This window comes from Pseudooceanicola sp. LIPI14-2-Ac024 (assembly GCF_042188925.1).
Lineage (GTDB): Bacteria > Pseudomonadota > Alphaproteobacteria > Rhodobacterales > Rhodobacteraceae > Pseudooceanicola.
Map to the genome: position 1 here is coordinate 1,926,220 of NZ_CP170102.1, position 20,533 is coordinate 1,946,752.

At 67.1% G+C, this 20,533-nt stretch carries 21 protein-coding genes and 1 other RNA gene; 3 read left to right on the forward strand and 19 right to left on the reverse strand.

Features of this window, described 5'->3' with window-relative positions; genetic code table 11:
- Positions 1 to 2: 2 nt before the first annotated feature.
- Entirely contained in the window at positions 3 to 1,406 is a 1,404-nt protein-coding gene (gene mgtE, locus ACE2AC_RS09415; RefSeq protein WP_375691836.1) for a magnesium transporter, read from the reverse strand.
- Between the two features lie 124 nt (positions 1,407 to 1,530).
- Between mgtE and guaD the strand changes: the two genes are divergently transcribed.
- Positions 1,531 to 2,823: a guanine deaminase gene (guaD, locus tag ACE2AC_RS09420; protein ID WP_375691837.1), complete on the forward strand. Its 1,293-nt coding sequence runs from the start codon at positions 1,531 to 1,533 to the stop codon at positions 2,821 to 2,823.
- A gap of 36 nt (positions 2,824 to 2,859) precedes the next feature.
- Here the strand turns inward: guaD and ACE2AC_RS09425 are convergent, their stop codons facing one another.
- The 12 genes from ACE2AC_RS09425 to ACE2AC_RS09480 form a co-directional block, all read right to left on the reverse strand.
- Positions 2,860 to 3,618 (reverse strand): TIGR02186 family protein, encoded by a 759-nt coding sequence (locus ACE2AC_RS09425; protein ID WP_375691838.1) that lies wholly within the window; start codon positions 3,616 to 3,618, stop codon positions 2,860 to 2,862.
- Positions 3,615 to 4,532, reverse strand: a complete 918-nt coding sequence (locus ACE2AC_RS09430; RefSeq protein WP_375691839.1) for a sulfite exporter TauE/SafE family protein — start codon at positions 4,530 to 4,532, stop codon at positions 3,615 to 3,617. The genes ACE2AC_RS09425 and ACE2AC_RS09430 overlap by 4 nt, the downstream gene beginning before the upstream one ends.
- 108 nt (positions 4,533 to 4,640) lie before the next feature.
- Positions 4,641 to 5,609, reverse strand: a complete 969-nt coding sequence (locus ACE2AC_RS09435) for an ABC transporter permease (RefSeq protein WP_375691840.1) — start codon at positions 5,607 to 5,609, stop codon at positions 4,641 to 4,643.
- 2 nt (positions 5,610 to 5,611) lie between these two features.
- On the reverse strand, positions 5,612 to 6,235 hold the full coding sequence (locus tag ACE2AC_RS09440) for a LysE family translocator (RefSeq protein ID WP_375691841.1): 624 nt from the start codon (positions 6,233 to 6,235) through the stop codon (positions 5,612 to 5,614).
- 2 nt (positions 6,236 to 6,237) lie between these two features.
- Positions 6,238 to 7,332: an ABC transporter permease gene (locus ACE2AC_RS09445; protein WP_375691842.1), complete on the reverse strand. Its 1,095-nt coding sequence runs from the start codon at positions 7,330 to 7,332 to the stop codon at positions 6,238 to 6,240.
- 46 nt (positions 7,333 to 7,378) lie between these two features.
- Positions 7,379 to 8,989 carry an ABC transporter ATP-binding protein gene (locus ACE2AC_RS09450; RefSeq protein ID WP_375691843.1) on the reverse strand — a complete coding sequence of 537 codons (1,611 nt, stop codon included), beginning with the start codon at positions 8,987 to 8,989 and terminating at the stop codon, positions 7,379 to 7,381.
- Between the two features lie 97 nt (positions 8,990 to 9,086).
- Positions 9,087 to 10,091, reverse strand: a complete 1,005-nt coding sequence (locus tag ACE2AC_RS09455; RefSeq protein WP_375691844.1) for a BMP family protein — start codon at positions 10,089 to 10,091, stop codon at positions 9,087 to 9,089.
- Positions 10,092 to 10,249: 158 nt separating this feature from the next.
- Positions 10,250 to 10,663 (reverse strand): ribosomal protein S18-alanine N-acetyltransferase, encoded by a 414-nt coding sequence (gene rimI / locus ACE2AC_RS09460; RefSeq protein WP_375691845.1) that lies wholly within the window; start codon positions 10,661 to 10,663, stop codon positions 10,250 to 10,252.
- Positions 10,653 to 11,234, reverse strand: a complete 582-nt coding sequence (gene tsaB, locus ACE2AC_RS09465) for a tRNA (adenosine(37)-N6)-threonylcarbamoyltransferase complex dimerization subunit type 1 TsaB (RefSeq protein ID WP_375691846.1) — start codon at positions 11,232 to 11,234, stop codon at positions 10,653 to 10,655. The genes rimI and tsaB overlap by 11 nt, the downstream gene beginning before the upstream one ends.
- Entirely contained in the window at positions 11,224 to 11,790 is a 567-nt protein-coding gene (locus ACE2AC_RS09470; RefSeq protein WP_375691847.1) for a NifU family protein, read from the reverse strand. Before ACE2AC_RS09470 ends, tsaB begins: the two co-directional genes overlap by 11 nt.
- 72 nt (positions 11,791 to 11,862) lie before the next feature.
- Positions 11,863 to 12,393, reverse strand: coding sequence for an alpha/beta fold hydrolase (locus ACE2AC_RS09475; RefSeq protein WP_375691848.1), 531 nt, complete (start codon positions 12,391 to 12,393; stop codon positions 11,863 to 11,865).
- Positions 12,393 to 12,848, reverse strand: coding sequence for a universal stress protein (locus ACE2AC_RS09480; protein WP_375691849.1), 456 nt, complete (start codon positions 12,846 to 12,848; stop codon positions 12,393 to 12,395). The genes ACE2AC_RS09475 and ACE2AC_RS09480 overlap by 1 nt, the downstream gene beginning before the upstream one ends.
- Positions 12,849 to 12,933: 85 nt before the next feature.
- Between ACE2AC_RS09480 and ACE2AC_RS09485 the strand changes: the two genes are divergently transcribed.
- The gene (locus ACE2AC_RS09485; protein ID WP_375691850.1) at positions 12,934 to 13,332 is read left to right on the forward strand and encodes a VOC family protein; all 399 of its coding nucleotides are present in this window, start codon (positions 12,934 to 12,936) and stop codon (positions 13,330 to 13,332) included.
- A 35-nt stretch (positions 13,333 to 13,367) separates the two neighbouring features.
- An RNA gene (gene rnpB, locus ACE2AC_RS09490) (RNase P RNA component class A) lies at positions 13,368 to 13,765 on the forward strand.
- Between the two features lie 150 nt (positions 13,766 to 13,915).
- Here rnpB and ACE2AC_RS09495 read toward each other — a convergent pair.
- From ACE2AC_RS09495 to ACE2AC_RS09520, 6 genes are all read right to left on the reverse strand, one after another.
- A complete protein-coding gene (locus ACE2AC_RS09495) occupies positions 13,916 to 14,668 on the reverse strand; it encodes an ABC transporter ATP-binding protein (RefSeq protein WP_375691851.1) in 753 nt (250 codons plus the stop codon).
- On the reverse strand, positions 14,665 to 15,525 hold the full coding sequence (locus ACE2AC_RS09500) for an ABC transporter ATP-binding protein (protein ID WP_375691852.1): 861 nt from the start codon (positions 15,523 to 15,525) through the stop codon (positions 14,665 to 14,667). The genes ACE2AC_RS09495 and ACE2AC_RS09500 overlap by 4 nt, the downstream gene beginning before the upstream one ends.
- Positions 15,525 to 16,445, reverse strand: a complete 921-nt coding sequence (locus ACE2AC_RS09505; RefSeq protein ID WP_375691853.1) for an ABC transporter permease — start codon at positions 16,443 to 16,445, stop codon at positions 15,525 to 15,527. The genes ACE2AC_RS09500 and ACE2AC_RS09505 overlap by 1 nt, the downstream gene beginning before the upstream one ends.
- Positions 16,442 to 17,455 (reverse strand): ABC transporter permease, encoded by a 1,014-nt coding sequence (locus tag ACE2AC_RS09510; RefSeq protein ID WP_375692086.1) that lies wholly within the window; start codon positions 17,453 to 17,455, stop codon positions 16,442 to 16,444. The genes ACE2AC_RS09505 and ACE2AC_RS09510 overlap by 4 nt, the downstream gene beginning before the upstream one ends.
- A gap of 166 nt (positions 17,456 to 17,621) precedes the next feature.
- Positions 17,622 to 19,223 (reverse strand): ABC transporter substrate-binding protein, encoded by a 1,602-nt coding sequence (locus tag ACE2AC_RS09515; protein ID WP_375691854.1) that lies wholly within the window; start codon positions 19,221 to 19,223, stop codon positions 17,622 to 17,624.
- Positions 19,224 to 19,266: 43 nt separating this feature from the next.
- Positions 19,267 to 20,325, reverse strand: a complete 1,059-nt coding sequence (locus tag ACE2AC_RS09520; protein ID WP_375691855.1) for a dipeptidase — start codon at positions 20,323 to 20,325, stop codon at positions 19,267 to 19,269.
- Between the last annotated feature and the right edge of the window lie 208 nt (positions 20,326 to 20,533).

Consider the following 20,533-nt stretch of genomic DNA (forward strand, 5'->3'; position numbering starts at 1 on the left):
CCTCAGGTCAACGCCAGCGTCGCCAGCCCGAGGAATGCGAAGAAGCCGATCACGTCAGTTGTCGTTGTCACGAAGGTGCCCGAGGCCAGCGCCGGGTCGACGCCCAGCTTCTCGAGCGTCACCGGGACCACCGTTCCCGCAAACCCCGCGACGACGAGGTTGATCACCATCGCCGCGCCGAGCACGGCACCGACGATCATCGACCCGCTCCAGATCGCCGCCAGCGTCCCCATCACGATCGCAAACCCGATGCCGTTCAGAAGGCCCACCAGCACCTCGCGCCGGATGACCCGCATGACGTTGGCGCCGGTCAGGTCGCGCGTCGCGATCGAGCGCACGGCGACGGTCAGCGTCTGTGTCCCGGCGTTGCCGCCCATCGAGGCGACGATCGGCATCAGCACGGCCAGCGCCACGAAGGCCGAGATCGTTTCCTCGAAGAGCGAGATCACCGTGGCGGCGATCATCGCGGTGAAAAGGTTCACCGACAGCCAGGGAAAGCGGCGCTGCGTCGTCGACAGGACCGAATCCGACAGCGAACTGTCCTCGCCCACACCGGCGAGGCGCAGGATGTCCTCTTCGTGTTCCTCGTCCAGCACGATCATCGCGTCGTCGATGGTGATGACGCCGACCAGCCGCTCGTTGTCATCGACCACGGGGGCCGAGATCAGGTGGTACTGGTTGAAGGCATAGGCCACGTCACCCTCGTCCTGGTCGGCGGGGATGGTGCGGAACGACGGTTCGAGGATCTCGGTCAAAGGCCGCGCGCGGGGCGAGGCCATGAGCTTGCCAAGCGCGACATGGCCGGCGGGCTTCATCCGCGGATCGACAAGGATCACGTGGTAGAACTGGTCCGGCAGGTCGTCGCGGGCGCGCATGAAGTCGATGGTTTCGCCCACGGTCCAGTGTTCCGGCACCGCGACCACCTCGCGCTGCATCAGGCGGCCGGCGGATTCCTCGGGATAGGTCAGCGCCTGCTCGACGGCGACCCGGTCGCTCAGCTCCAGCGCTTCGAGGATCTGCTCCTGCTGCGGCTCCTCGAGGTATTCGAGCAGGTCGACCACGTCATCGGAATCGAGCTCGCGGACCGCTTCGCTCAGCACCTCGGGCGAGAGCAGGCTGATCACCTCTTCCCGGACGCTGTCGTCCAGTTCCGACAGGATCTCGCCGTCGAATTCCTTGTCGTAAAGCTCGACCAGGCGGCGCCGGTCGTAGGCGTTGATCTGTTCGAGAAGGTCGGCGATGTCGGCCGCGTGCAGTGGCTCCATCAGCTCGATCAGCTTCTCGCGGTCACCCACGTCGACGGCATAGAGAATCGCGGCAACCGTGCGCCGGTCGATCGCGTAGGCGTCTTCGTCCAGCGCGTCCTCGATTTCCTCAACCGGGCCTTTGTCGGCGTCTTCGTCCATCTTCTGCCCCTTGCCGCTTTGCCCGCACCATAGAGGGCGTTTCCCCCGCGCGACAATGGCCGGGCGGCGATTTACGCCGGGTGCACGGCAGGATAGTTTGATCCGGGTCTTCAGGAGAGTGCGGATGAACGAACGGCTGATTTGCGGACAGGTGCTGAGCTATGCCGCCGACCCCTTTGCCATGCCTGCGGCCGAGGCGGCGCAGATCGACAGCGCCGGTGCCGTTCTGGTCCGCGATGGCCTGATCGCGGCGGTCGGGTCCGCCGCCGCCCTGCGTGCTGACCACCCGGGTGCCGTGGTCGAGGACATGGGCGATGCGCTGATCCTGCCAGGTTTCATCGACGCCCACGTGCACTATCCCCAGACGGCCATCATCGCGTCCTGGGGCAAGCGGCTGATTGACTGGCTGAACACCTACACCTTCCCCGAAGAGATGCGCTTTGCCGATCCGGCCTATGCCGCCGAGACCGCCGCGCGCTATTTCGACCTGACGCTGGCCGAGGGCACGACGACGATGTGCTCGTACTGCACGATCCACCCCGAAAGCGTTGAGGCGTTCTTTGCCGAGGCGGACCGTCGTGGCCAGCGCGTCGCGGGCGGCAAGACCTGCATGGACCGCAACGCGCCCGAGGGACTGCGCGACACCGCGCAATCGGCCTATGACGACAGCAAGGCGCTGATTGCGAAATGGCACGGGCGCGGGCGGATCACTTATGCCGTGACGCCGCGCTTCACCCCGACCTCGACCGAAGATCAGCTGGCCGCGCTCGGTGCGCTCTGGGCCGAACATCCCGACTGCCTGATGCAGACGCACCTGTCTGAACAGCTGGACGAGATCGCCTGGGTGCGAGCGCTCTGCCCCGACCAGCGCGACTACCTCGACACCTACGAGGCGCACGGGCTGATCGGGCCCGGCGCGCTCTTCGGTCACGCGATCCACCTCGAGGACCGGGAACGGGAGCGCCTGCGCGACAGCGGGGCATCGATGATCCACTGCCCCACCTCGAACACCTTCATCGGCTCGGGCCTCTTCGACATGGCCGGGCTCAAGGCGGCGGGGCAGATCGTGGGCCTTGCCACCGACACCGGCGGCGGATCGTCGTTCTCGATGCTGCGCACGATGGCAGCGGCCTACGAGGTCGGGCAGTTGCGCGGCACGCCCCTGCACGCCGCCCAACTCCTGTGGCTGGCGACGGAAGGGTCGGCGCAGGCCATGCGGATGGCGGACCGGATCGGATCGCTGAAACCGGGGATGGAGGCCGACATCATCGCGCTCGACCTCGCCTCGACCCCCGCCATTGCGCAGCGCGCGGCCCGGGCCGAGGATGTCTGGGAACGGGTCTTTGCCACCATCATGCTGGGCGACGACCGGGCGGTGCGGTCGGTCTGGATCGGCGGCGACAAGCGGCGGGGCTGACGGCGTGAATGCCCGCGGCGAAGGCTTTGCCCCGCCCTACCCCCGGATCGCCCGGAACGCCGCCGAGGCGGCCCAGCCCGCGGCGACGGCGATGATCAGCGACAGGATGCCGTAGATCAGCGCGTTTTCCTGCGCGAGGTTGTAGATCCAGCGTTCCAGCCCGGCCTTGCGCACCTCGATCGCGGTCTCGAAATCCGACACCACCCGGCCTTCGCGCATCAGGAAGACGCGCACCGCATAGCTGCCCTCGATCAGGTTGGACGGCAGCGCGATGTTGGTGTCGAAAAGCGTCTGCTGGTCGATTTCGACCGTGTTGGGCAGGGTCTGGTAGGTCCCGTCCGCGCGGCGGATGCGGATCAGCGCGACGGTGAAGGAAATCGGATCCTCGGCCCCCGACCCCACCGACCGGACGGCGCGCGGCACCGTCACCTGGTGGCGCAGGTCCTCGGTGTGGCTGAGCACCTCGTCGACCGGGCCGCTGGTCGCAACCGCGTAGAAGCTGGGGGCATGGTCGATCTCGACCAACTCGGCGTTCACCCAGATGCCGAAACGGCGGTCCTTGCGGTGCACGGTGACCGGCATCGACGGCCCCGCCACGGTGATCACCACGTCCAGCGGCGTATCCGGGATCGGCGTCTCGCGCTTGACCGCACCAAAGATCAGGATCTCGGACCCGTCGAACCGCGCGGTGATCTGCACCCGGTTCTGCGACATGCCGAGCACGACGCTTTCCTCCTGCGCCGCCGCCGGCAGCGCAACCCAGACGACCAGCCATGCCAGCAGCGCCCGGATCATCCGCCCACCCCGCCGATCACGTAAAGCTCGTCCGGCCGCAGCACGAGGTCGAGCGCCAGCTTGCCGCAGACCAGCAGCACGAGGCTTGCCAGCAGGACGCGCAGCTGCTCGGCCTTGAGCCGGGTGCCGATCTGGGTGCCGACCTGCGCGCCGATCACGCCGCCGATGATCAGGATCACCGCCAGCATCATGTCGACCGTGTGGTTGGTGACCGCGTGCAGCAGGGTGGTGAAGGCGGTGACAAAGATGATCTGGAAGAGCGAGGTGCCCACCACCACCTTGGTCGGCATCCCGAGGATGTAGATCATCGCCGGCACCATGATGAACCCGCCACCAACCCCCATGATCGCCGCCAGCAACCCGACCGAGGCACCGATCAGCACCACCGGAATGGTCGAGATGTAGAGCTGTGAGGTCCGGAACCGCATCTTCAGGGGCCAGGTATGCACCCAGTTCCGCTGCCGCCTGGGGCGTGACGGCACCGGCTGACCCCGTGCGCGACGAAGCGCCCGCAGGCTTTCCACCAGCATCAGCGCGCCGACGATGCCAAGGAAGACGACATAGCATAGCTGCACCAGCAGCTCGACCTGCCCCAGCTCCGTCAGGAGGGCAAAGATGTAGACCCCCAGGGCCGACCCGGCGAGGCCGCCGACCAGCAGCATCGTCCCCATCCGGATATCCACCGTCTTGCGCCTGAGGTGCGCCAGGAGGCCCGAGAAGGACGAGGCGACGATCTGGTTGGCGCTGGTCGCCACGGCCACCGCAGCCGGGATCCCGGTAAAGAAAAGGAGCGGCGTGATCAGGAACCCGCCGCCGACGCCGAACATGCCCGACAGAACCCCCACCAGCCCGCCGATGCCAAGCAGCATGAAGAAATTCACGGAGACTTCGGCTATCGGAAGGTAGATCTGCATGGCCCTACCTAGTCAGGATTTCTGCGCTGCCGCAACGCCGATGACGCGGCTGTCCGCGCTTCGAGCGGCGATGGTGGCCGCCGCCCCACGCGGGACGGCGACCGGTCGTCATCGTTCCTTCACATAGGGCTCCCCGCCCGCCCGTGGCGGGATCGCCTTGCCGACAAAGCCGGCCAGGATCACCACCGTCAGGATGTAGGGCATGGCGTCAAGTAGCTGCACCTGCACCTTCACGCCGATCACTTTCTCGATCAGGTCGGGGCGCAGGGCGAGCGCCTGCAGGAAGCCGAAGAGCATGCAGGAAAAGAGCGCGTACCACGGCCGCCACTTGGCAAAGATCAGCGCCGCCAGCGCGATGTAGCCGCGGCCTGCCGACATGTCCTTGACAAAGCCCGCCTGCAGCGAGGTGGCAAGGTAGGCGCCCGAGAGCCCGGTCAGCACGCCGCAGATCACCACCGCCGCATAGCGCAGCCCGACGACCGAGATACCGGCGGTGTCCACGGCGGCCGGGTTCTCACCGACCGCGCGCAGCCGCAGGCCGAAGCGGGTGGAATAGAGCACCCAGGCCGTCAGCGGCACGCAGAGGAAGGCGAGGTAGACAAGGATCGTGTGCCCCGAGATCAGGTCGTAGTAGATCGGCCCGATCACCGGCACGTCACGCAGCGCCTCGGCCCCCGGCAGGGTGATCGGGCTGAACCGCGCGCCGCCAGTCAGCGACGGCGTGCGGCCGCCCTGGCTGAACCAGTCCTGCGCGATAAGCACGGTCGTGCCTGCGGCGAGGAAGTTGATTGCCACGCCCGAGATCAGCTGGTTGCCCCGGAACGTGATCGAGGCAAGGCCATGCACCAGCGACAGCGCGATGGACGAGGCGATGCCGGCCAGCAGGCCGATCCAGACCGACCCCGTCATGTAGGCGACCGCGGCCGAGAAGAAGGCCGAGATCAGCATCTTGCCCTCGAGCCCGATGTCGACCACGCCCGCGCGTTCCGAGAAGAGGCCGGCGAGACAGGCAAAGAGCAGCGGCGTGCCGAGGCGGATGGTGCTGTCGAGCAGTTGGAGGAGGGTTGCGAAATCCATGGTCAGCTCCTCGCCGTCGCGAGCCGGAAGGCGAAAAAGGTGAAGAGGCAGCCCAGCGTCGCCTCGACCCCGCGACGCGCCCTGAGGTAGAGCGCGCGGATCGGGCTGGCCGAGAGCAGCAACGCATAGCCCATGTGCCCGGCGAGCGAGATCGCGAAGGCCCCGGCCAGGAACGCCACAACGACGGGCGCAGGTGCCCCGGCGGTTGCCCCGACCGAAGCGATTGCGATCCAGAACACGATGGCCTTGGGATTGGTGATCTGCAGAAGGTAGCCGGTCATGAAGGCGCGCGGCCGCGACAGCGGCGGCATTTCGGCCGGGCTGATCTCCGGTGGATTTGCCGCCTTGCGGAAGGCCCCGACCGCGAGCCACATCAGGTAGGCCGCGCCGACCAGGCGCAGCACGGTCACCGCCCAGGCGGCCTGTTGCATCAACACGCCGACACCGGCCAGCGTCAAGAGCGCCAGGGTGCAGGCACCGGCCGCCACCCCGACCGAGGCCACCACCGCCGATCCGCGCCCGCGCGATAGCGCGATGCCGAGCAGCATCGCCACCGCCGGTCCCGGCGACAGCACGGCCACCAGCAGGATCGTGTAGGCCGTGAGGAACCCGTGCAGGTACTCCATGCTCAGGCCCCCTTCCGGTTCATCGCCATGAACATGCGTTCCAGCGGCATCCGCACCATGTTGTCGAGCGCCCCGGTGAACAGGATCACCAGCGCCTGGATCACGACGATCAGCTCGCGCGGGATATTCGTCCAGAGCGCCAGCTCGGCCCCGCCCTGGTAGAGGAAGCCGAAGAGCAGCGCGGCCAGCAGCACGCCGACGGGATGGTTGCGCCCCATCAGCGCCACCGCGATCCCGATGAAGCCCGCGCCCTCGGTCGAGTTCAGGACCAGGCGCTCGGCCTCGCCCTGGGTGGTGTTCACCCCCATCATGCCCGCCAGGGCGCCCGAGATCAGCATCGCCACGATGATGATCCGTACCGGCGAGATGCCCGCGTACCTGGCCGCGCTTTCGGAATGGCCGAGGGCGCGGATCTCGTAGCCGAGCTTGGAGCGCCAGATCAGCAACCAGACGAAAAGGCAGGCGGCCAGCGCGATGAAGAAGGTGATGTTGGCCGGCGCGCCGCGGAACATCGGGTTCTCGGCGCTCGAGAACATGTCCTGGAAGGTCGGCAGGTGCGTCGCCGCGGGGAACGGTGCGGTGGCCGGGTCCATCGATCCGACCGGGCGCAACAGGCTGACGAGGACATAGTTCAGCAGTGCGGCGGCGATGAAGTTGAACATGATCGTGGTGATCACGATGTGGCTGCCGCGCTTCGCCTGCAGGTAGGCCGGGATGAAGGCCCAGGCCGCCCCGAAGAGCGCCGCGCCGACCGACGCGCCGAGCAGCGCGAGCGTCCAGTGCGGCCAGGGAATGTAGAGACAGGCCAGCGCCACGCCCAGGCCGCCCAGCATTGCCTGGCCTTCGCCGCCGATGTTGAAGAGCCGCGCGTGGAACGCGACCGCCACGGCAAGGCCTGTGAAAATGAAGTTGGTGGCGTAGTAGAGCGTGTAGCCCCAGCCCGACGACCGCATCAGCGCGCCGTCGACCATCAGCTGGAACGCCTCGATCGGGTTCTCGCCGATGGCGAGGATCACCAGCGCCGACAGGATCGCCGCAAGCAGGAGCGAGATGAGCGGGATCAGGACCACGTCGGCCCAGGCGGGCATCCGTTCCATCAGGCAGCCCTCCGGCGGGTCGATGCCCCGTGATCAAACGCGATCGTCATGCGTCCCCCGCTTCCCGCGCCTCTGCGGCGTCTTTCTTTTCCATCTGTGCGTCCACGGCCTTCCAGGCTTCGCCGTCTGGCTCGCCCTCGATCCCGGCCATCAGCAGGCCCAGCTCGCGTTCGTCGGTCGCGCCCGGGTCGCGGACGCCCATGATCTGGCCATCGAACATCACCGCGATCCGATCGCTCAGCGACATGATCTCGTCCAGTTCGACCGACACCAGCAGGATCGCCTTGCCCTGGTCGCGCAGGCGGACGATTTCCTGGTGGATGAATTCGATCGCGCCGATGTCCACGCCGCGGGTCGGCTGGCCGACCAGCAGCAGGTCGGGCGACTGCTCGATCTCGCGCGCCAGCACGATCTTCTGCTGGTTCCCGCCCGAGAAGTTCTTGGCCGCCAGTTTTGGATCGGGCGGACGGACGTCGAAGCGTTCCATCTTGCCCTGCGCCTCCTGCTGGATGGCGCGGTTGTTCATCAGCGGGCCGCTCTGCCACTTGGGATCGCGGTGATAGCCGAAGATCGCGTTCTCCCACGCGGCGTAGTCCATGATCAGACCTTCGCGCTGCCGGTCCTCGGGCACGTGCGCGATGGACCGGGCGCGCCGCGCCGCGCCGTCGCTTCCGTGGCCCGACAGCGCCAGCGGCTGCCCGTTCACGGTGATCGTGCCGGTGCCTGTGGTGATGCCGCCCAGCACTTCCATCAACTCGGACTGGCCGTTGCCGGCGACGCCCGCAATGCCAAGGATCTCGCCCGCGCGGATGTCGAAGCTGACGCCCTTGACCCGCTGCACGCCCTTGTCGTCGGTGACCTTGAGGTCCTTGACCGACAGCACCACGTCGCCCGGCGTCGCCGGTTTCTTGTCGACCCGCAGCAGCACCTTGCGCCCGACCATGAGCTCGGCGAGCTGCTCGGGGCTGGTCTCGGCGGTCTTGACGGTCGCCGTCATCTCGCCCCGGCGCATGACCGAGACGGTGTCGGTGATCTCCATGATCTCGCGCAGCTTGTGGGTGATCAGGATGATCGTCTTGCCCTCGGCCCTGAGGTTGTCGAGGATACGGAACAGGTGGTCGGCCTCGGCCGGCGTCAGCACGCCGGTCGGTTCGTCCAGGATCAGGATGTCGGCCTGCCGGTAGAGCGCCTTGAGGATCTCGACCCGCTGCTGGTGTCCGACCGAGAGATGTTCGATCAGAGCGTCCGGATCGACGTTCAACTCGTATTCCTCGGCCAGCGATTTCAGCGACTTGCGGGCCTTGGCGATCGACGGGCGCAGCATCGCGCCATCCTCGGCGCCGAGGATCACGTTCTCGACCACGGTGAAGTTCTCGACCAGCTTGAAGTGCTGGAACACCATGCCGATCCCGGCGGTGATCGCGGCCTGGCTGTCGGGGATCTCGGTCTTCTTGCCCGCGATGAAGATCTCGCCCTTGTCGGCCTTGTAGAAGCCGTAGAGGATCGACATCAACGTGGACTTGCCCGCACCGTTTTCGCCGATGATCCCGTGGATCGTGCCCGGCATGACGCGGATCGAGATGTCCTTGTTGGCCTGAACCGGCCCGAAGGCCTTTGAGATACCCTTGAGCTCGATGGCGGGGGCTTGCTCGGTCATGGCGTGGCTGGCTCCTGTGAAACAGGGCAGAGGCCGCGCGCCACGCAGCCTCCAGAAGTGTTGGGGGCGGCCGGTCGGCCGCCCCGTTTCAGCGGTATCAGAACGTCAGCGCCGGGCAGGAGTTGTCGGTGGTGTAGTCGTGCACCTCGATCTCGCCCGAGATGATCTTGGCCTTGGCTTCCTCGACCGCCGCCTTCATCTCGTCGGTGATCAGCGAAGCATTGTTGTCGTCGAGCGCGTAGCCCACGCCGTCCTCGGCCAGGCCCAGCACCTTCACGCCCGTTTCCAGGTCCTCGCCGGCGGCCATCGATTCAGCCACGGCCACGTCGACGCGCTTCAGCATCGAGGTCAGGACCTTGCCCGGGTGCAGGTGGTTCTGGTTGCTGTCCACGCCGATCGAGAGGATGCCCTCGTCCGCGGCGGTCTGCAGCACACCGATACCGGTGCCGCCCGCGGCGGCGTAGATCACGCCCGCGCCCTGGCCGATCTGTGCCTTGGCCAGTTCCGAGCCCTTCACCGGGTCGTTCCAGGCGGCGGGGGTGGTGCCGGTCATGTTCGACACCACGGTCGCATCGGCGTTCACCGCCTTGGCGCCCTGGGCATAGCCGCAGGCGAACTTGCGGATCAGCGGGATGTCCATGCCGCCGACGAACCCGATGGTGCCGCCTTCCGAGGCCATCGCGGCCAGCATGCCGACGAGGTAGGAGCCTTCGTGCTCGGAGAACAGGATCGACAGGACGTTCGGATGCTCGGCCGGGTCGACATAGCCGTCGATGGTCACGAACTTCGTGTCGGGATAGTCGGCCGCGACGTTGGCGATCGGGGTCGAGAAGGCGAAGCCGGTGGTGATGACCGGGTTCAGACCAGCCTCGGCAAAGCGGCGAAGCGCCTGTTCACGCTGCGCTTCGGACTGCAGTTCGATGTCGCGGAACGAACCGCCGTTCTCTTCTGCCCACTTCGTTGCGCCGTTGAAAGCCGCTTCGTTGAAGGATTTGTCGAACTTGCCGCCGAGATCGTAGATCAGCGCGGGCTCGGCCATCGCGGCGCCTGCAGAGAGGGCCATGGCGGCGGCAGCGCCGAGGAATTTCGTCATCAGGGTCATAATGGTCTCCCGGTTGGATGGGTTGCGGGAACTTTGCCCGCCACGCCGTTATGGAGTCAGATCGGTTTGATCACATGGTCAAGTTAGGCCCATGCCGCGAAACGCCGTCAATAGGGAAATCGGGCAGTTGCGGGGTCTTGCCGGGGAAAACCGTAACGTCAGCCCAATGGTTTGGCCATCACGACAGCGTCGCGGCGCGTGCCGTCGGGCGTCTTGTAGTACCCGCGCCGTCGCCCGGCCTCGGCCCAGCCCGCCCCGCGGTAGAGCGCGAGCGCCGCGGCGTTGTCCTCGACCACCTCGAGAAACGCGTAGGTGGCCCCCCCGGCCCGAGCCTCGGCCTCGAACCGATCGAGCAGGCGGCGCCCGATCCCGGTGCGCCGCACCTCGGGCCGGACAGCGATGGTCAGCAGCTCGGCCTCGCCCGCGATCACGCGGCCCAGCACGAACCCCTCGGCGTCGAGCGCGGCAAAGGCGCCGGGGCCCGCCAGCATCGCGGCGAACTCCACCGCGCTCCAGGGGCGCGGGGTCTCGAAGCACTCGGCGTGGATGGAGGCCATCACCTCAGGCGTCATCGACGATCTCCGGCGGGGCATCGCGCGGCGGCGCGGCATCGGCGGCCCGCAGGTAGAGCGGGGCGGGCGGCGCCAGTCCATCGGTCATCGCCGTGGCGGCCACGGCGGCCACCGCGCGGGCCAGGTCGGCCGGCGACGGCGGCAGGGTCGCGTCGGCCGCCAGGTCCAGCGGCACCAGCGCGGGCGCTGCACCGGGGCGCGAGAGATAGACCTGGTCGCGCGGCGCGGGCACGGCGGCGGCGGCATCGGGATGGGTGTGGCGGATCGCCTCGAACGTGGTCACGCCGATGGCGGGAATGCCCAGAGACAACGCAAGGCCGCGGGCGGCGGAAACCGAGATCCGGATGCCGGTGAAATTGCCCGGCCCGGTGCCACAGCCGATCCGGTCCAGATCGGCCCAGCCGACCCCGGCTTCGGCCAGCATCTCTTCGAGCAGCGGGAACAGCCGTTCGGCCTGCCCGCGCCCCATGGCCTCGACCCTTACGGCCAGCACCCGGTCGCCGGACAAGACAGCGGCCGCGCAATGCGCGGCCGACGTGTCGAACCCGAGTGTCAGGGTGTCAGACCGCAACCGGCCGAACCTCGGTCACTTCCGGGATGTAATGACGCAGCAGGTTCTCGATCCCCATCTTCAGGGTCAGGGTCGAGGACGGGCATCCGGCGCAGGCGCCCTGCATGTGCAGGTAGACGACGCCGCGATCAAAGCCGTGGAAGGTGATGTCACCGCCGTCCTGGGCCACCGCCGGGCGCACCCGGGTGTCCAGCAGGTCCTTGATCTGGGTCACGATCTCGCCGTCCTCGCCGGTGTGCTCGGCATGGCCCGACGACGCGGTGCCGCCCTCGCCCGCCATCACCGGGTCACCGGACTGGAAATGCTCCATGATCGCGCCGAGCAGCGCGGGCTTGATGTGGTCCCACTCGACGCCTTCGGCCTTGGTCACGGTGACGAAGTCGGTGCCGAAGAACACGCCGGTCACACCCGGCACGGCAAACAGGCGCTGCGCCAGCGGCGACTGGCCCGCGGCCTCGGCGGCCGGGAAATCGGCGGTGCCGGTGTCCAGCACGGTCTGCCCCGGCAGGAACTTGAGAGTTGCGGGGTTCGGGGTGGATTCGGTCTGAATGAACATCTGAGACGCCCCTTTGTTTAGCGGCAACAGATATGCGCCCCGCACCCCCGGCTGTCAAGTTTTGGAACCATTCTAAGTGAGGATTTTGCGGAGGTCCGTGGCGAACACCGCAAGATCTGCCCCTTCAAAGCAGTGGTCCGCGCCCGCCACCCGCCGCACCCGCGCCCGGCCAAGCCGCGCGGCATACCGGTCGCCGTGGTCCGGCGCGACAACCGTGTCGGCGGTGCCGTGGTACAAGAACATCTCGCCCACGCCGTCGAGCCCGCCAAGGTCTTCGGGAAGGGCGAACCCGGCGTGATCCCAGCCCGGCGCCCCCCAGAACGGGCTGGCAAAGGCAAAGACCGCGGGCGCGCGCCGCACCGGGCGACGGCGGGCCAGCACCTGCAGCAGCATCGAGGCGCCCAGCGAATGGCCGATCAGGATCGCATCCTCGGGCAGGTCGTCCAGTGCCTCCGCGATCACCGTCGCCCAGGCCTCGGGCTCCGGATCGGCGAGTTGCGGCGCGACGACCTCGGCCGGGCCGAGGATTGTTCGGATCGTGTCGAACGGCGCATCGCCCGGCGCGGCCCCTGCCCCGTGAAGGTAGAGGACCCGCAGCGCCATCAGGTGATCGCCTCGAGCTTTTCCTTGGACATGTCGCCCGGCACGATGGTGATCGGGATCGGCAGAGTGCCCGCGCCCTTCGACAGCTGGGTGACCAGCGGGCCGGGCCCGCTCTTCTCGGTGCCCGCGCCCAGCACCAGCACGCCGATCTCGGGATCGTCCCGGATCTGGCCGAGGATCTCAGGCACCGGCTCGCCCTCGCGGATCACCAGTTCGGGATCGACCCCCTGCCGGTCGCGCATCCACTTGGCAAAGACCTCGTAATGCGCTTCGATCCGTTCGCGGGCCTCGTCGCGCATCACCTCGCCTACGCCGATCCAGTGGCTGAACTCCTCGGGTTCGATCACCGACAGGATGGTCACCCCGCCCCCGGTCTTGGCGGCGCGCATGGCGGCAAAGCGCATCGCGTTCAGGCATTCCCGGCTGTCGTCGAGGACGACGAGAAACTTGCGCATGGTGTATGCTCTCCCTTGCCGGCGGATGATGACGGATCGCGTGGGTGCCGTCCATGACGGAATTCCGCCGCGACGGGAGGACGAGATGACCGGAATTGCCGTGAGATACATAGTGACCGACGTCGACGCGGCGGTGGCCTTTTACTGCGACCAGCTGGGCTTTACGGTGGTGATGCGGCCGGGCCCCGGCTTTGCGCTGCTGGAACGCGGGGCGCTGCGGCTGATGCTGAACGCGCCCGGCACGGGCGGGGCGGGAACCACCGTCGCCGACGAGGTGCCGGCCCCGGGCGGCTGGAACCGATTCCAGCTGCAGGTGCAGGACCTCGACGCCGAGGTGGCCCGGCTCGGCGCCGGCGGCGCCCGGCTGGCGGGCGAGATCGTCGAGGGCAAGGGCGGGCGGCAGATCCTTGTCTACGACCCCTCGGGCAACCCGGTGGAACTGTTCCAGCCGCATCCACGCGACGCAACCGCGCGGCAGAGTTGACGGCGCAGGCCGTTCCGGGCTAGGCGGTCCGTCGCGCGGAGGGCCGGATGGCCGCGGGGGGCAACCTTCGAGGAAAGTCCGGACTCCACAAGGCAACGGTGCCGGGTAACGCCCGGCGGGGGCAACCCCAGGGAAAGCGCCACAGAGAACAGACCGCCCTGCTTGCAGGGTAAGGGTGAAACGGTGCGGTAAGAGCGCACCGCGGGACGGGCAACCGGACCGGCATGGCAAGCCCCACCGGGAGCAATGCCGAATAGGGACCTCGCGCGGGCCGGTCGCAGCAATGCGATACCGCCGCAGGGCGCCTTGCCCCCGAGGTCCGGGTTGGCAGCTTGAGGCCCGCGGGCAACCGCGGGTCCAGAGGAATGGTCATCGAACCGGCACCCGGAGACGGGCCGGGGAACAGAATCCGGCTTACAGGCCTTCCGCGCGTTTTCCGATGATGCAGTGCCAGGAATGCCTGCCGCCGCGCCTGCGGCGGCGGCGGCGGAGGGGGGCCGTCTGCCCCCCATCGGCCCCTCGGGCCGATTCCCCCGAGGATACGGGACCAGGGGAAAGACGGCGCGCCGTCTCTCCCGCGGCCTCAGCGCACCGAGCGCAGCGAGCTGTCGAGGAGGTGCCGGGTGTAGGCGTGCTCGGCCTTGAGCTCGCGCATGTTGGCGACGCCCAGCTCCTCGACCACCTCGCCATGCTGCATGACGGCGATCTGGCCGCACATGTGCCCGACGACGCCGAGGTCGTGGCTGACCATCACGTAGGTCAGGCCCCGTTCGGCCCGCAGGTCGGTCAACAGGTTCAGGATCTCCGCCTGCACCGACACGTCGAGTGCCGAGGTCGGTTCGTCCAGCAAGAGGATCCGCGGCTCGGGCGCCAGTGCCCGGGCAATGGCGACACGCTGGCGTTGCCCGCCTGAAAGTTGGTGCGGGTAGCGGAAGCGGAAGCCGGCGCCGAGACCCACGTCGCGCAGCAGCCGGTCGATGCGGCTGTCGATGTCCTTGAACCCGTGCAGCTGCAGCACCTCGGACAGCACCGCGTCGACGGTCATGCGCGGATGCAGCGAGGCGTAGGGATCCTGAAACACCATCTGGACGGTCTTGTAGAACTCACGGTCGCGCTTGCGGCCGAGGGTCTTGCCGTTGATCCGGATGGTCCCCTCCCAGGTCGGCACCAGCCCGGTGACCGCGCGCAGCACGGTTGACTTGCCGGAGCCGGATTCGCCGACGAGGCCGAAGCTCTCGCCCTCGGCCACCGTGCAGGATACGGACTTCACCGCATCGTTCCGGTCGGGGCCTTCGCCGAACCAGACGTTCAGGTTCTCGATCTGGATCGCGGTCATAGGCGGGCACTCACGGAAGGGGCCTCGCGCCAGGCGGGATCGCGTTGCAGCATCTCCAGCCGGTCGCGCGGCGATTGCAGGTCGGGCACGGCGTTCAGCAGGCCGCGGGTGTAAGGATGCGTCGCCTCGTGCAGCTTGCCGGCCTCGCAGACCTCGACGATCCGGCCGGCATACATGATGATGATCCGGTCGCAGAAGTTCGACACCAGGTTCAGGTCGTGGCTGATAAAGATCAGGCCCATGCCGCGTTCGGCGACGAGCTTGTTCATGATCTCCAGCACCTGCAACTGGACCGAAACGTCCAGCGCCGAGGTCGGTTCGTCCGCGATCAGGATCTCGGGGTTCGGGATCAGCATCATGGCGATCATGATCCGCTGCCCCATCCCGCCCGAGACCTCGTGCGGGTAGAGGTCGATCACCCGTTCGGGGTTCCGGATCGCCACGGCATCCAGCATCTCAAGTGCACGCTGGCGGGCGACCCTGGTCGACACCTTTTCGTGCGTCTGCAGCGCCTCGATGATCTGCTGGCCCACGGTCATCACCGGGTTCAGCGAGAACTTGGGGTCCTGCATGATCATCGAGGCATGATGCCCGCGCAGCGACCGCATCTGCTTTTCGCTGGCGTTCAGCACGTCGATGCCGGTCATCTCGAGCTTGTCGGCCTCGATCCGGCCCGGTGCGCGGATCAGCTTGAGGATGGCCCGGCCGGTCATCGACTTGCCCGAGCCCGACTCGCCCACGATCCCCAGCCGTTCCCGGCCGAGCGAGAACGAGATGCCGCGCACGGCGTCGAATTCGCCGCTGCGGGTGGGGAACTTGACCCAGAGGTTTTCGACGTCGATCAGCTTGTCGGTCATCATTCACCCCCCTTCGGGTCGAGCACGTCGCGCAGGCCGTCGCCGATCAGGTTGAACGCGAGCGACAGCGAGAAGATCGCGAGGCCCGGGATCGTGGCAACCCACCAGTAGTCGAGGATGTACTTGCGTCCCTCGGCAACCATCGCGCCCCATTCCGGGCTGGGCGGTTGCGCACCGAGGCCGAGGAAGCCGAGGCCCGCGGCCGTCAGGATGATCCCCGCCATGTCGAGCGTGACGCGCACGATCAGGGACGAGATGCAGAGCGGCCAGATGTGCCGGGTGATGATCCGGATCGGACCGGCCCCCTGCAGGCGGATGGCCGCGATGAAGTCCGAATTGCGGATGGTCAGCGTCTCGGCCCGGGCGATCCGGGCGTAGGGCGGCCAGGCGGTCAGCGCGATGGCCAGCACCGCATTCTCGATCCCGGCGCCGAGGGCGGCGACGAAGGCCAGCGCCAGCACGAGGCGCGGGAAGGCCAGGAAGATGTCGGTGATCCGCATCAGGATCGTGTCGGTCACGCCCCCGGCATAGCCCGCGATGGTGCCGATCATCAGCCCGACCAGTGGCGCGACGGCGGCCACCAGCAGGACGATGTAGATCGAGATCCGCGCGCCGTAGAGCAACCGGGAGTAAATGTCGCGCCCGAGGCTGTCGGTGCCGAAGATGTGGCCTTCCCAGAACGGCGGCTTGAGCCGGTTGGCCAGGTCCTGCGCGAAGGGATCGTTGGTCGCCAGCAGCGGCGCGAAGATCGCGCAGAGGATCAGGAAAACCAGGATGCCGAGGCCGATCATGGTCAGCCAGTTCGACCGCATGGTCAGCCAGCCCTGGTAGAACGACGCGGCGCGTGCCTGGCGGCGCGAGGTCGGTTCCTCGGCCAGCAGCCACGCTTTGAGGGTGGAGCGTTCGGTCGCGGTGTTCATTTCGACCTCGGATCAAAGAAGCGGTAGAGAAGATCGGAGAACAGGTTCAGCAGAACGAAGATCACGCCGATCACGACGGTCCCGCCGAGCACGGCATTCATGTCGTTGGCCAGGAGCGAGACGGTGATGTAGCTGCCGATCCCGGGCCAGGCAAAGATGATCTCGGTCAGGACCGAGCCTTCGAGCAGGTTGGCATAGCTGAGCGCGATCACCGTGATCAGCTGGATGCGGATGTTGCGGAAGGCGTGGCGCCAGACCACCTGCCATTCCGACAGGCCCTTGACCCGCGCGGTGGTCACGTATTCCGACGACAGCTGTTCCAGCATGAAGCTGCGGGTCATCCGGCTGATGTAGGCCAGACTGAAGTAGCCCAGCAGGCAGGCCGGCAGGATGATGTGGGAAAAGGCGTTCCAGAACACGTCCCATTCACCGCGCAGCGCGCTGTCGAGCAGGAGCATGCCGGTGATCGGTTCGACGATCCCGTCGTAGAAGATGTCGACCCGGCCCGGTCCCGCGACCCAGCCGAGGATGCCGTAGAACACCAGCAGGCCCATCAGGCCCAGCCAGAAGATCGGCATCGAGTAGCCGATGAGGCCCACGAACCGCGCGGTCTGGTCGATCCAGGACCCGCGGCGCACGGCGGCCAGCACGCCAAGCGGCACGCCGAGGACCACGCCGAGCAACGTGCCGAGCGTGGCGAGCTCCAGCGTGGCGGGGAAGACGCGCTTGATGTCCTCGGCCACCGGCTGGCCGGTGCGGATGGAGCGCCCGAAGTCGCCCTGCAGCACGTCACCGATGTAGCCGATGAACTGGACGAGGAGCGGCTTGTCCAGCCCGAGCTCCTGGTAGACCGCCTCGTACTGCGCCTGGCTGGCGCGTTCGCCGATCACGGCGAGGACGGGGTCGATCGGCATCACGCGGCCGATCATGAAGGTAACGAAGAGCAGGCCCAGCAGGGTGATCGAGATCGTCACCAGCGTGCCCAGCGTCTTCTTGAGCCATTTCGGCATCAGCGGCCGCGTGGCCGTGGTCGCGGTGCTCATCGGAGGCCTCCCGCCATGGCGCGGCATCGCTTGTGCGCGGCGCCGCCTGTCAGAGTTACTAGCATAACACCCACCCTGTAATGGAAACGGGCGACCTTGGCCGCCCGTTCGCTGTGTTTCGAGTCGCGGTCCCTTACTTCGTGATGACCCAGTACGAAACCGCTGTCGTTGCGCCACCGGCGACAAAGTTCGCGACGTTTTCGGCCATCGCGTTCTGTTCGATCTGCTGGAACATCACGCCGAAGGGGCTGACCATCTGGTGCTCCTTCTGGATTTCCTTGTACATCTCGGCCCGCTTGTCGGTGTCGTTCTCGACGACCGCCGCCTGGGTTTCCTTCGACATTTCAGGGATATCCCACGCGTTCCGCCAGGCGAGGTAGCCGGTGTTGCCGGAATCGTCGGCATTGTCCGGGTTCTCGGCGAAGGTGGCCGCGTTGGTGTTCGGGTCCGGATAGTCCGGGCCCCAGGCGCCGAGGTAGATGTCATGCTCGCGTGCACGGTAGCGATCCAGCGTCTGCGCGCCGGTGCCGACGATCAGCTCGACATCGCAGCCCAGGGCGCCCCAGGTGTTCTGCAGCGACTGGCCGATGTCCATGCGGTCCTGCGCGTCGCGCACCGAGATCTTGATCGGGCCGCAGTCCGGGAAGCCGGATTCGGCCAGCGCGGCCTTGGCGGCGTCCATGTCGTAGGAGAACGGCTGATCCTCGAGCGCGCCGAGGAAGGTCAGCGGCAGGAAGGCCTGGTGCACGGTGTACTGGCCCTTGAGGAAGCTGTCGGCCATGCCCTGGTAGTCGGTCGCGTATTTCAGCGCTTCCAGCACCTTGGGATCGGACAGCATCTCGTTCTTCTGGTTGGCCGAGAAGTACATCAGGCGGCCGCGCAGTTCGTCGACGACCTTGACGCCATCGACCGAAGCCAGGCCCGCCACGTCCTCGGGCGACAGGTTGCGCGCGACGTCGATGTCACCGCGTTCCAGCATCAGGCGCTGCGTGGCGCTTTCCTGGATGTGCTGCACCACGACGCGTTCCATCGCCGGAGCCTCGCCGCCGTAGTTCTCGTTCAGAACCAGCATGACGCTTTCGTTCGGCTTCCACTGGGCGACCATATAGGGGCCCGAGCCGGCGGAGTTGGTGCGCAGCCATTCGTTGCCCATGTCGCCATCGGCCTCGTTGGCCATCACGGTCTCGCTGTCCACGATGCCGCCGATCGTGGCGGTCAGGCAGTTCAGCACGAAGGAAAGCGCGTACTGCTTGTCGAGCGTGACCGACACGGTCATGTCGTCGACCAGCTGCACCATCTCTTCGATGTTGTCGGCGGTAAAGCCGAACTGGGTCAGGATGAACGACGGCGTCTTGTCGAGCTTGACGGCCCGCTGCAGCGAATAGACGACGTCCTTGCCGGTCACCGGGTTGCCGGACGAGAAGACGTGGCCTTCGGCGATCTTGAAGGTGATCGTCTTGCCGTCCTGGCTCAGCTCCCAGCTTTCGGCGATCTCGGGCGCGTAGCCGGCGTCGAGGTCCATCGGGTCGAAGTTGACCAGTTTCTCGTAGACGTTCCGCGAGACGTCTGCGCCCGCGAATTCAAAGCTTTCGGCCGGGTCGAAGGTCTTGATGTCATCGATCCGGTTGGCGATCACGAGCATGTTGTCCGGCGTGGCGGCCATCGCCATCGGCGCGGCCGAGCCAAGCAGCGCGGCGGTGACCGCCAGCGACGTGAAGCTCTTGAATTGTTTCATTTTGCAGACTCCCTTTTGGTTGCATCTGTCGGCTTTTTGCCGATCACTCACCCCACGTTTTGCGCAGCACGCGCAACCAGTTTCCGTGGGTCAGTTTCGTCATCAGCGGCGCGTCGACGCCGCGTTCGGTCATCGCTGCCCGCAAATTGGGCAGGCCCGCGCAATCCCCGATCCCCTTGGGCACCAGCGCCCCGTCGAAGTCGGAACCGAGGCCCACACGGTCCTCTCCGAGCTTTTTGATCAGATGGTCAAGATGACGGAGCAGCACGTCAAGCTCGAAATCGCCGTTCATCTGTCCGTCCGGCCGCAGGAAGCCCGAGGCGAGGTTGATCCCGACCATGCCGTCGCTCTCGGCGATCTGGGCCAGCTGGCGGTCGGTCAGGTTGCGCGCGTGCGGGCAGACCTCGTAGGCGTTGGAATGGGTCGCGACCAGCGGCGCGTCCGACAGCGCGGCGACGTCGTCCATGCCCTTTTCGTTCAGGTGGCTGAGGTCGATCATGATCTTCAGCCGGTTGCATTCCTTGACCAGCCGCTTGCCGGCCTCAGTCAGCCCGTTGCCGATATCGCCGGTCGAAGGGTATCGGAACGGCACGCCCTCTCCGAAGATCGTCGGCCGCGACCAGACCGGGCCCAGCGACCGCAGCCCCCGGGCATGAAGGTCTTCGAGTTCGGCCAGGTCGGGGCCGATCGCCTCGGCGCCCTCGATGTGCATAACGGCGGCCATCGTCTCGCCCTCCAGCGCGACGGCGATTTCACCCGCACTTCGGCAGATGGTGATCGCGCCGGCGCTTTCGAGGTCGGCAAAGACCTCGAAGCCGCGGTTGACGAACTCGAGGGCGGCGGGCTGTTCGAGCATGGCCGGCAGCGGAAGGTCGTAGTCACCGGCGTTCAGCTTTTCCATCCGGTCGGAACTGTCGGCCGGGCTGGGCACGAAGATCGCGAAGAAACCGCCGCCAAAGCCGCCCTTGCGCGCGCGCGGCAGGTCGATGTGGCCTGCCCCGTAGCCCTGCACGATGTCCGGGACGGTCGCCTTGCCCATCAGGATCTTGAGAATGGTGTCGTTGTGCCCGTCAAAGAACGGGGGGCTGGTGACGTCGGCCATGCATACCTCTGAGTGACTTGCGGGGCGCCCTCCCCCTCCGGCGCCGAATTCCGGGAAGCTGAGCCCAAACCGTCCGGCATTGCAACCCTTCCGCGCGGGCAGCCGCGCACAGCCGGGTTTTCCGAACGGAAATGACCGCCGGCCAACTCCGGACCTTCAAATGCCCATTGCCAATTACCCCCGCACGGGCTCTTGACCTTCCAGTGAC

Coding starts and splice junctions, on each gene's coding strand:
- ACE2AC_RS09480 (WP_375691849.1), bottom strand. CDS start 12,848: ATGCGCAAGTTTCTCGTCGTCCTCGACGACAGCCGGGAATGCCTGAAC.
- ACE2AC_RS09450 (WP_375691843.1), bottom strand. CDS start 8,989: ATGACCGAGCAAGCCCCCGCCATCGAGCTCAAGGGTATCTCAAAGGCC.
- ACE2AC_RS09515 (WP_375691854.1), bottom strand. CDS start 19,223: ATGAAACAATTCAAGAGCTTCACGTCGCTGGCGGTCACCGCCGCGCTG.
- ACE2AC_RS09455 (WP_375691844.1), bottom strand. CDS start 10,091: ATGACCCTGATGACGAAATTCCTCGGCGCTGCCGCCGCCATGGCCCTC.
- ACE2AC_RS09425 (WP_375691838.1), bottom strand. CDS start 3,618: ATGATCCGGGCGCTGCTGGCATGGCTGGTCGTCTGGGTTGCGCTGCCG.
- ACE2AC_RS09470 (WP_375691847.1), bottom strand. CDS start 11,790: ATGTTCATTCAGACCGAATCCACCCCGAACCCCGCAACTCTCAAGTTC.
- ACE2AC_RS09520 (WP_375691855.1), bottom strand. CDS start 20,325: ATGGCCGACGTCACCAGCCCCCCGTTCTTTGACGGGCACAACGACACC.
- ACE2AC_RS09440 (WP_375691841.1), bottom strand. CDS start 6,235: ATGGAGTACCTGCACGGGTTCCTCACGGCCTACACGATCCTGCTGGTG.
- ACE2AC_RS09435 (WP_375691840.1), bottom strand. CDS start 5,609: ATGGATTTCGCAACCCTCCTCCAACTGCTCGACAGCACCATCCGCCTC.
- mgtE (WP_375691836.1), bottom strand. CDS start 1,406: ATGGACGAAGACGCCGACAAAGGCCCGGTTGAGGAAATCGAGGACGCG.
- ACE2AC_RS09445 (WP_375691842.1), bottom strand. CDS start 7,332: ATGGAACGGATGCCCGCCTGGGCCGACGTGGTCCTGATCCCGCTCATC.
- ACE2AC_RS09485 (WP_375691850.1), top strand. CDS start 12,934: ATGACCGGAATTGCCGTGAGATACATAGTGACCGACGTCGACGCGGCG.
- ACE2AC_RS09500 (WP_375691852.1), bottom strand. CDS start 15,525: ATGACCGACAAGCTGATCGACGTCGAAAACCTCTGGGTCAAGTTCCCC.
- ACE2AC_RS09475 (WP_375691848.1), bottom strand. CDS start 12,393: ATGGCGCTGCGGGTCCTCTACCTTCACGGGGCAGGGGCCGCGCCGGGC.
- ACE2AC_RS09505 (WP_375691853.1), bottom strand. CDS start 16,445: ATGAACACCGCGACCGAACGCTCCACCCTCAAAGCGTGGCTGCTGGCC.
- rimI (WP_375691845.1), bottom strand. CDS start 10,663: ATGACGCCTGAGGTGATGGCCTCCATCCACGCCGAGTGCTTCGAGACC.
- guaD (WP_375691837.1), top strand. CDS start 1,531: ATGAACGAACGGCTGATTTGCGGACAGGTGCTGAGCTATGCCGCCGAC.
- ACE2AC_RS09510 (WP_375692086.1), bottom strand. CDS start 17,455: ATGCCGAAATGGCTCAAGAAGACGCTGGGCACGCTGGTGACGATCTCG.
- ACE2AC_RS09430 (WP_375691839.1), bottom strand. CDS start 4,532: ATGCAGATCTACCTTCCGATAGCCGAAGTCTCCGTGAATTTCTTCATG.
- ACE2AC_RS09495 (WP_375691851.1), bottom strand. CDS start 14,668: ATGACCGCGATCCAGATCGAGAACCTGAACGTCTGGTTCGGCGAAGGC.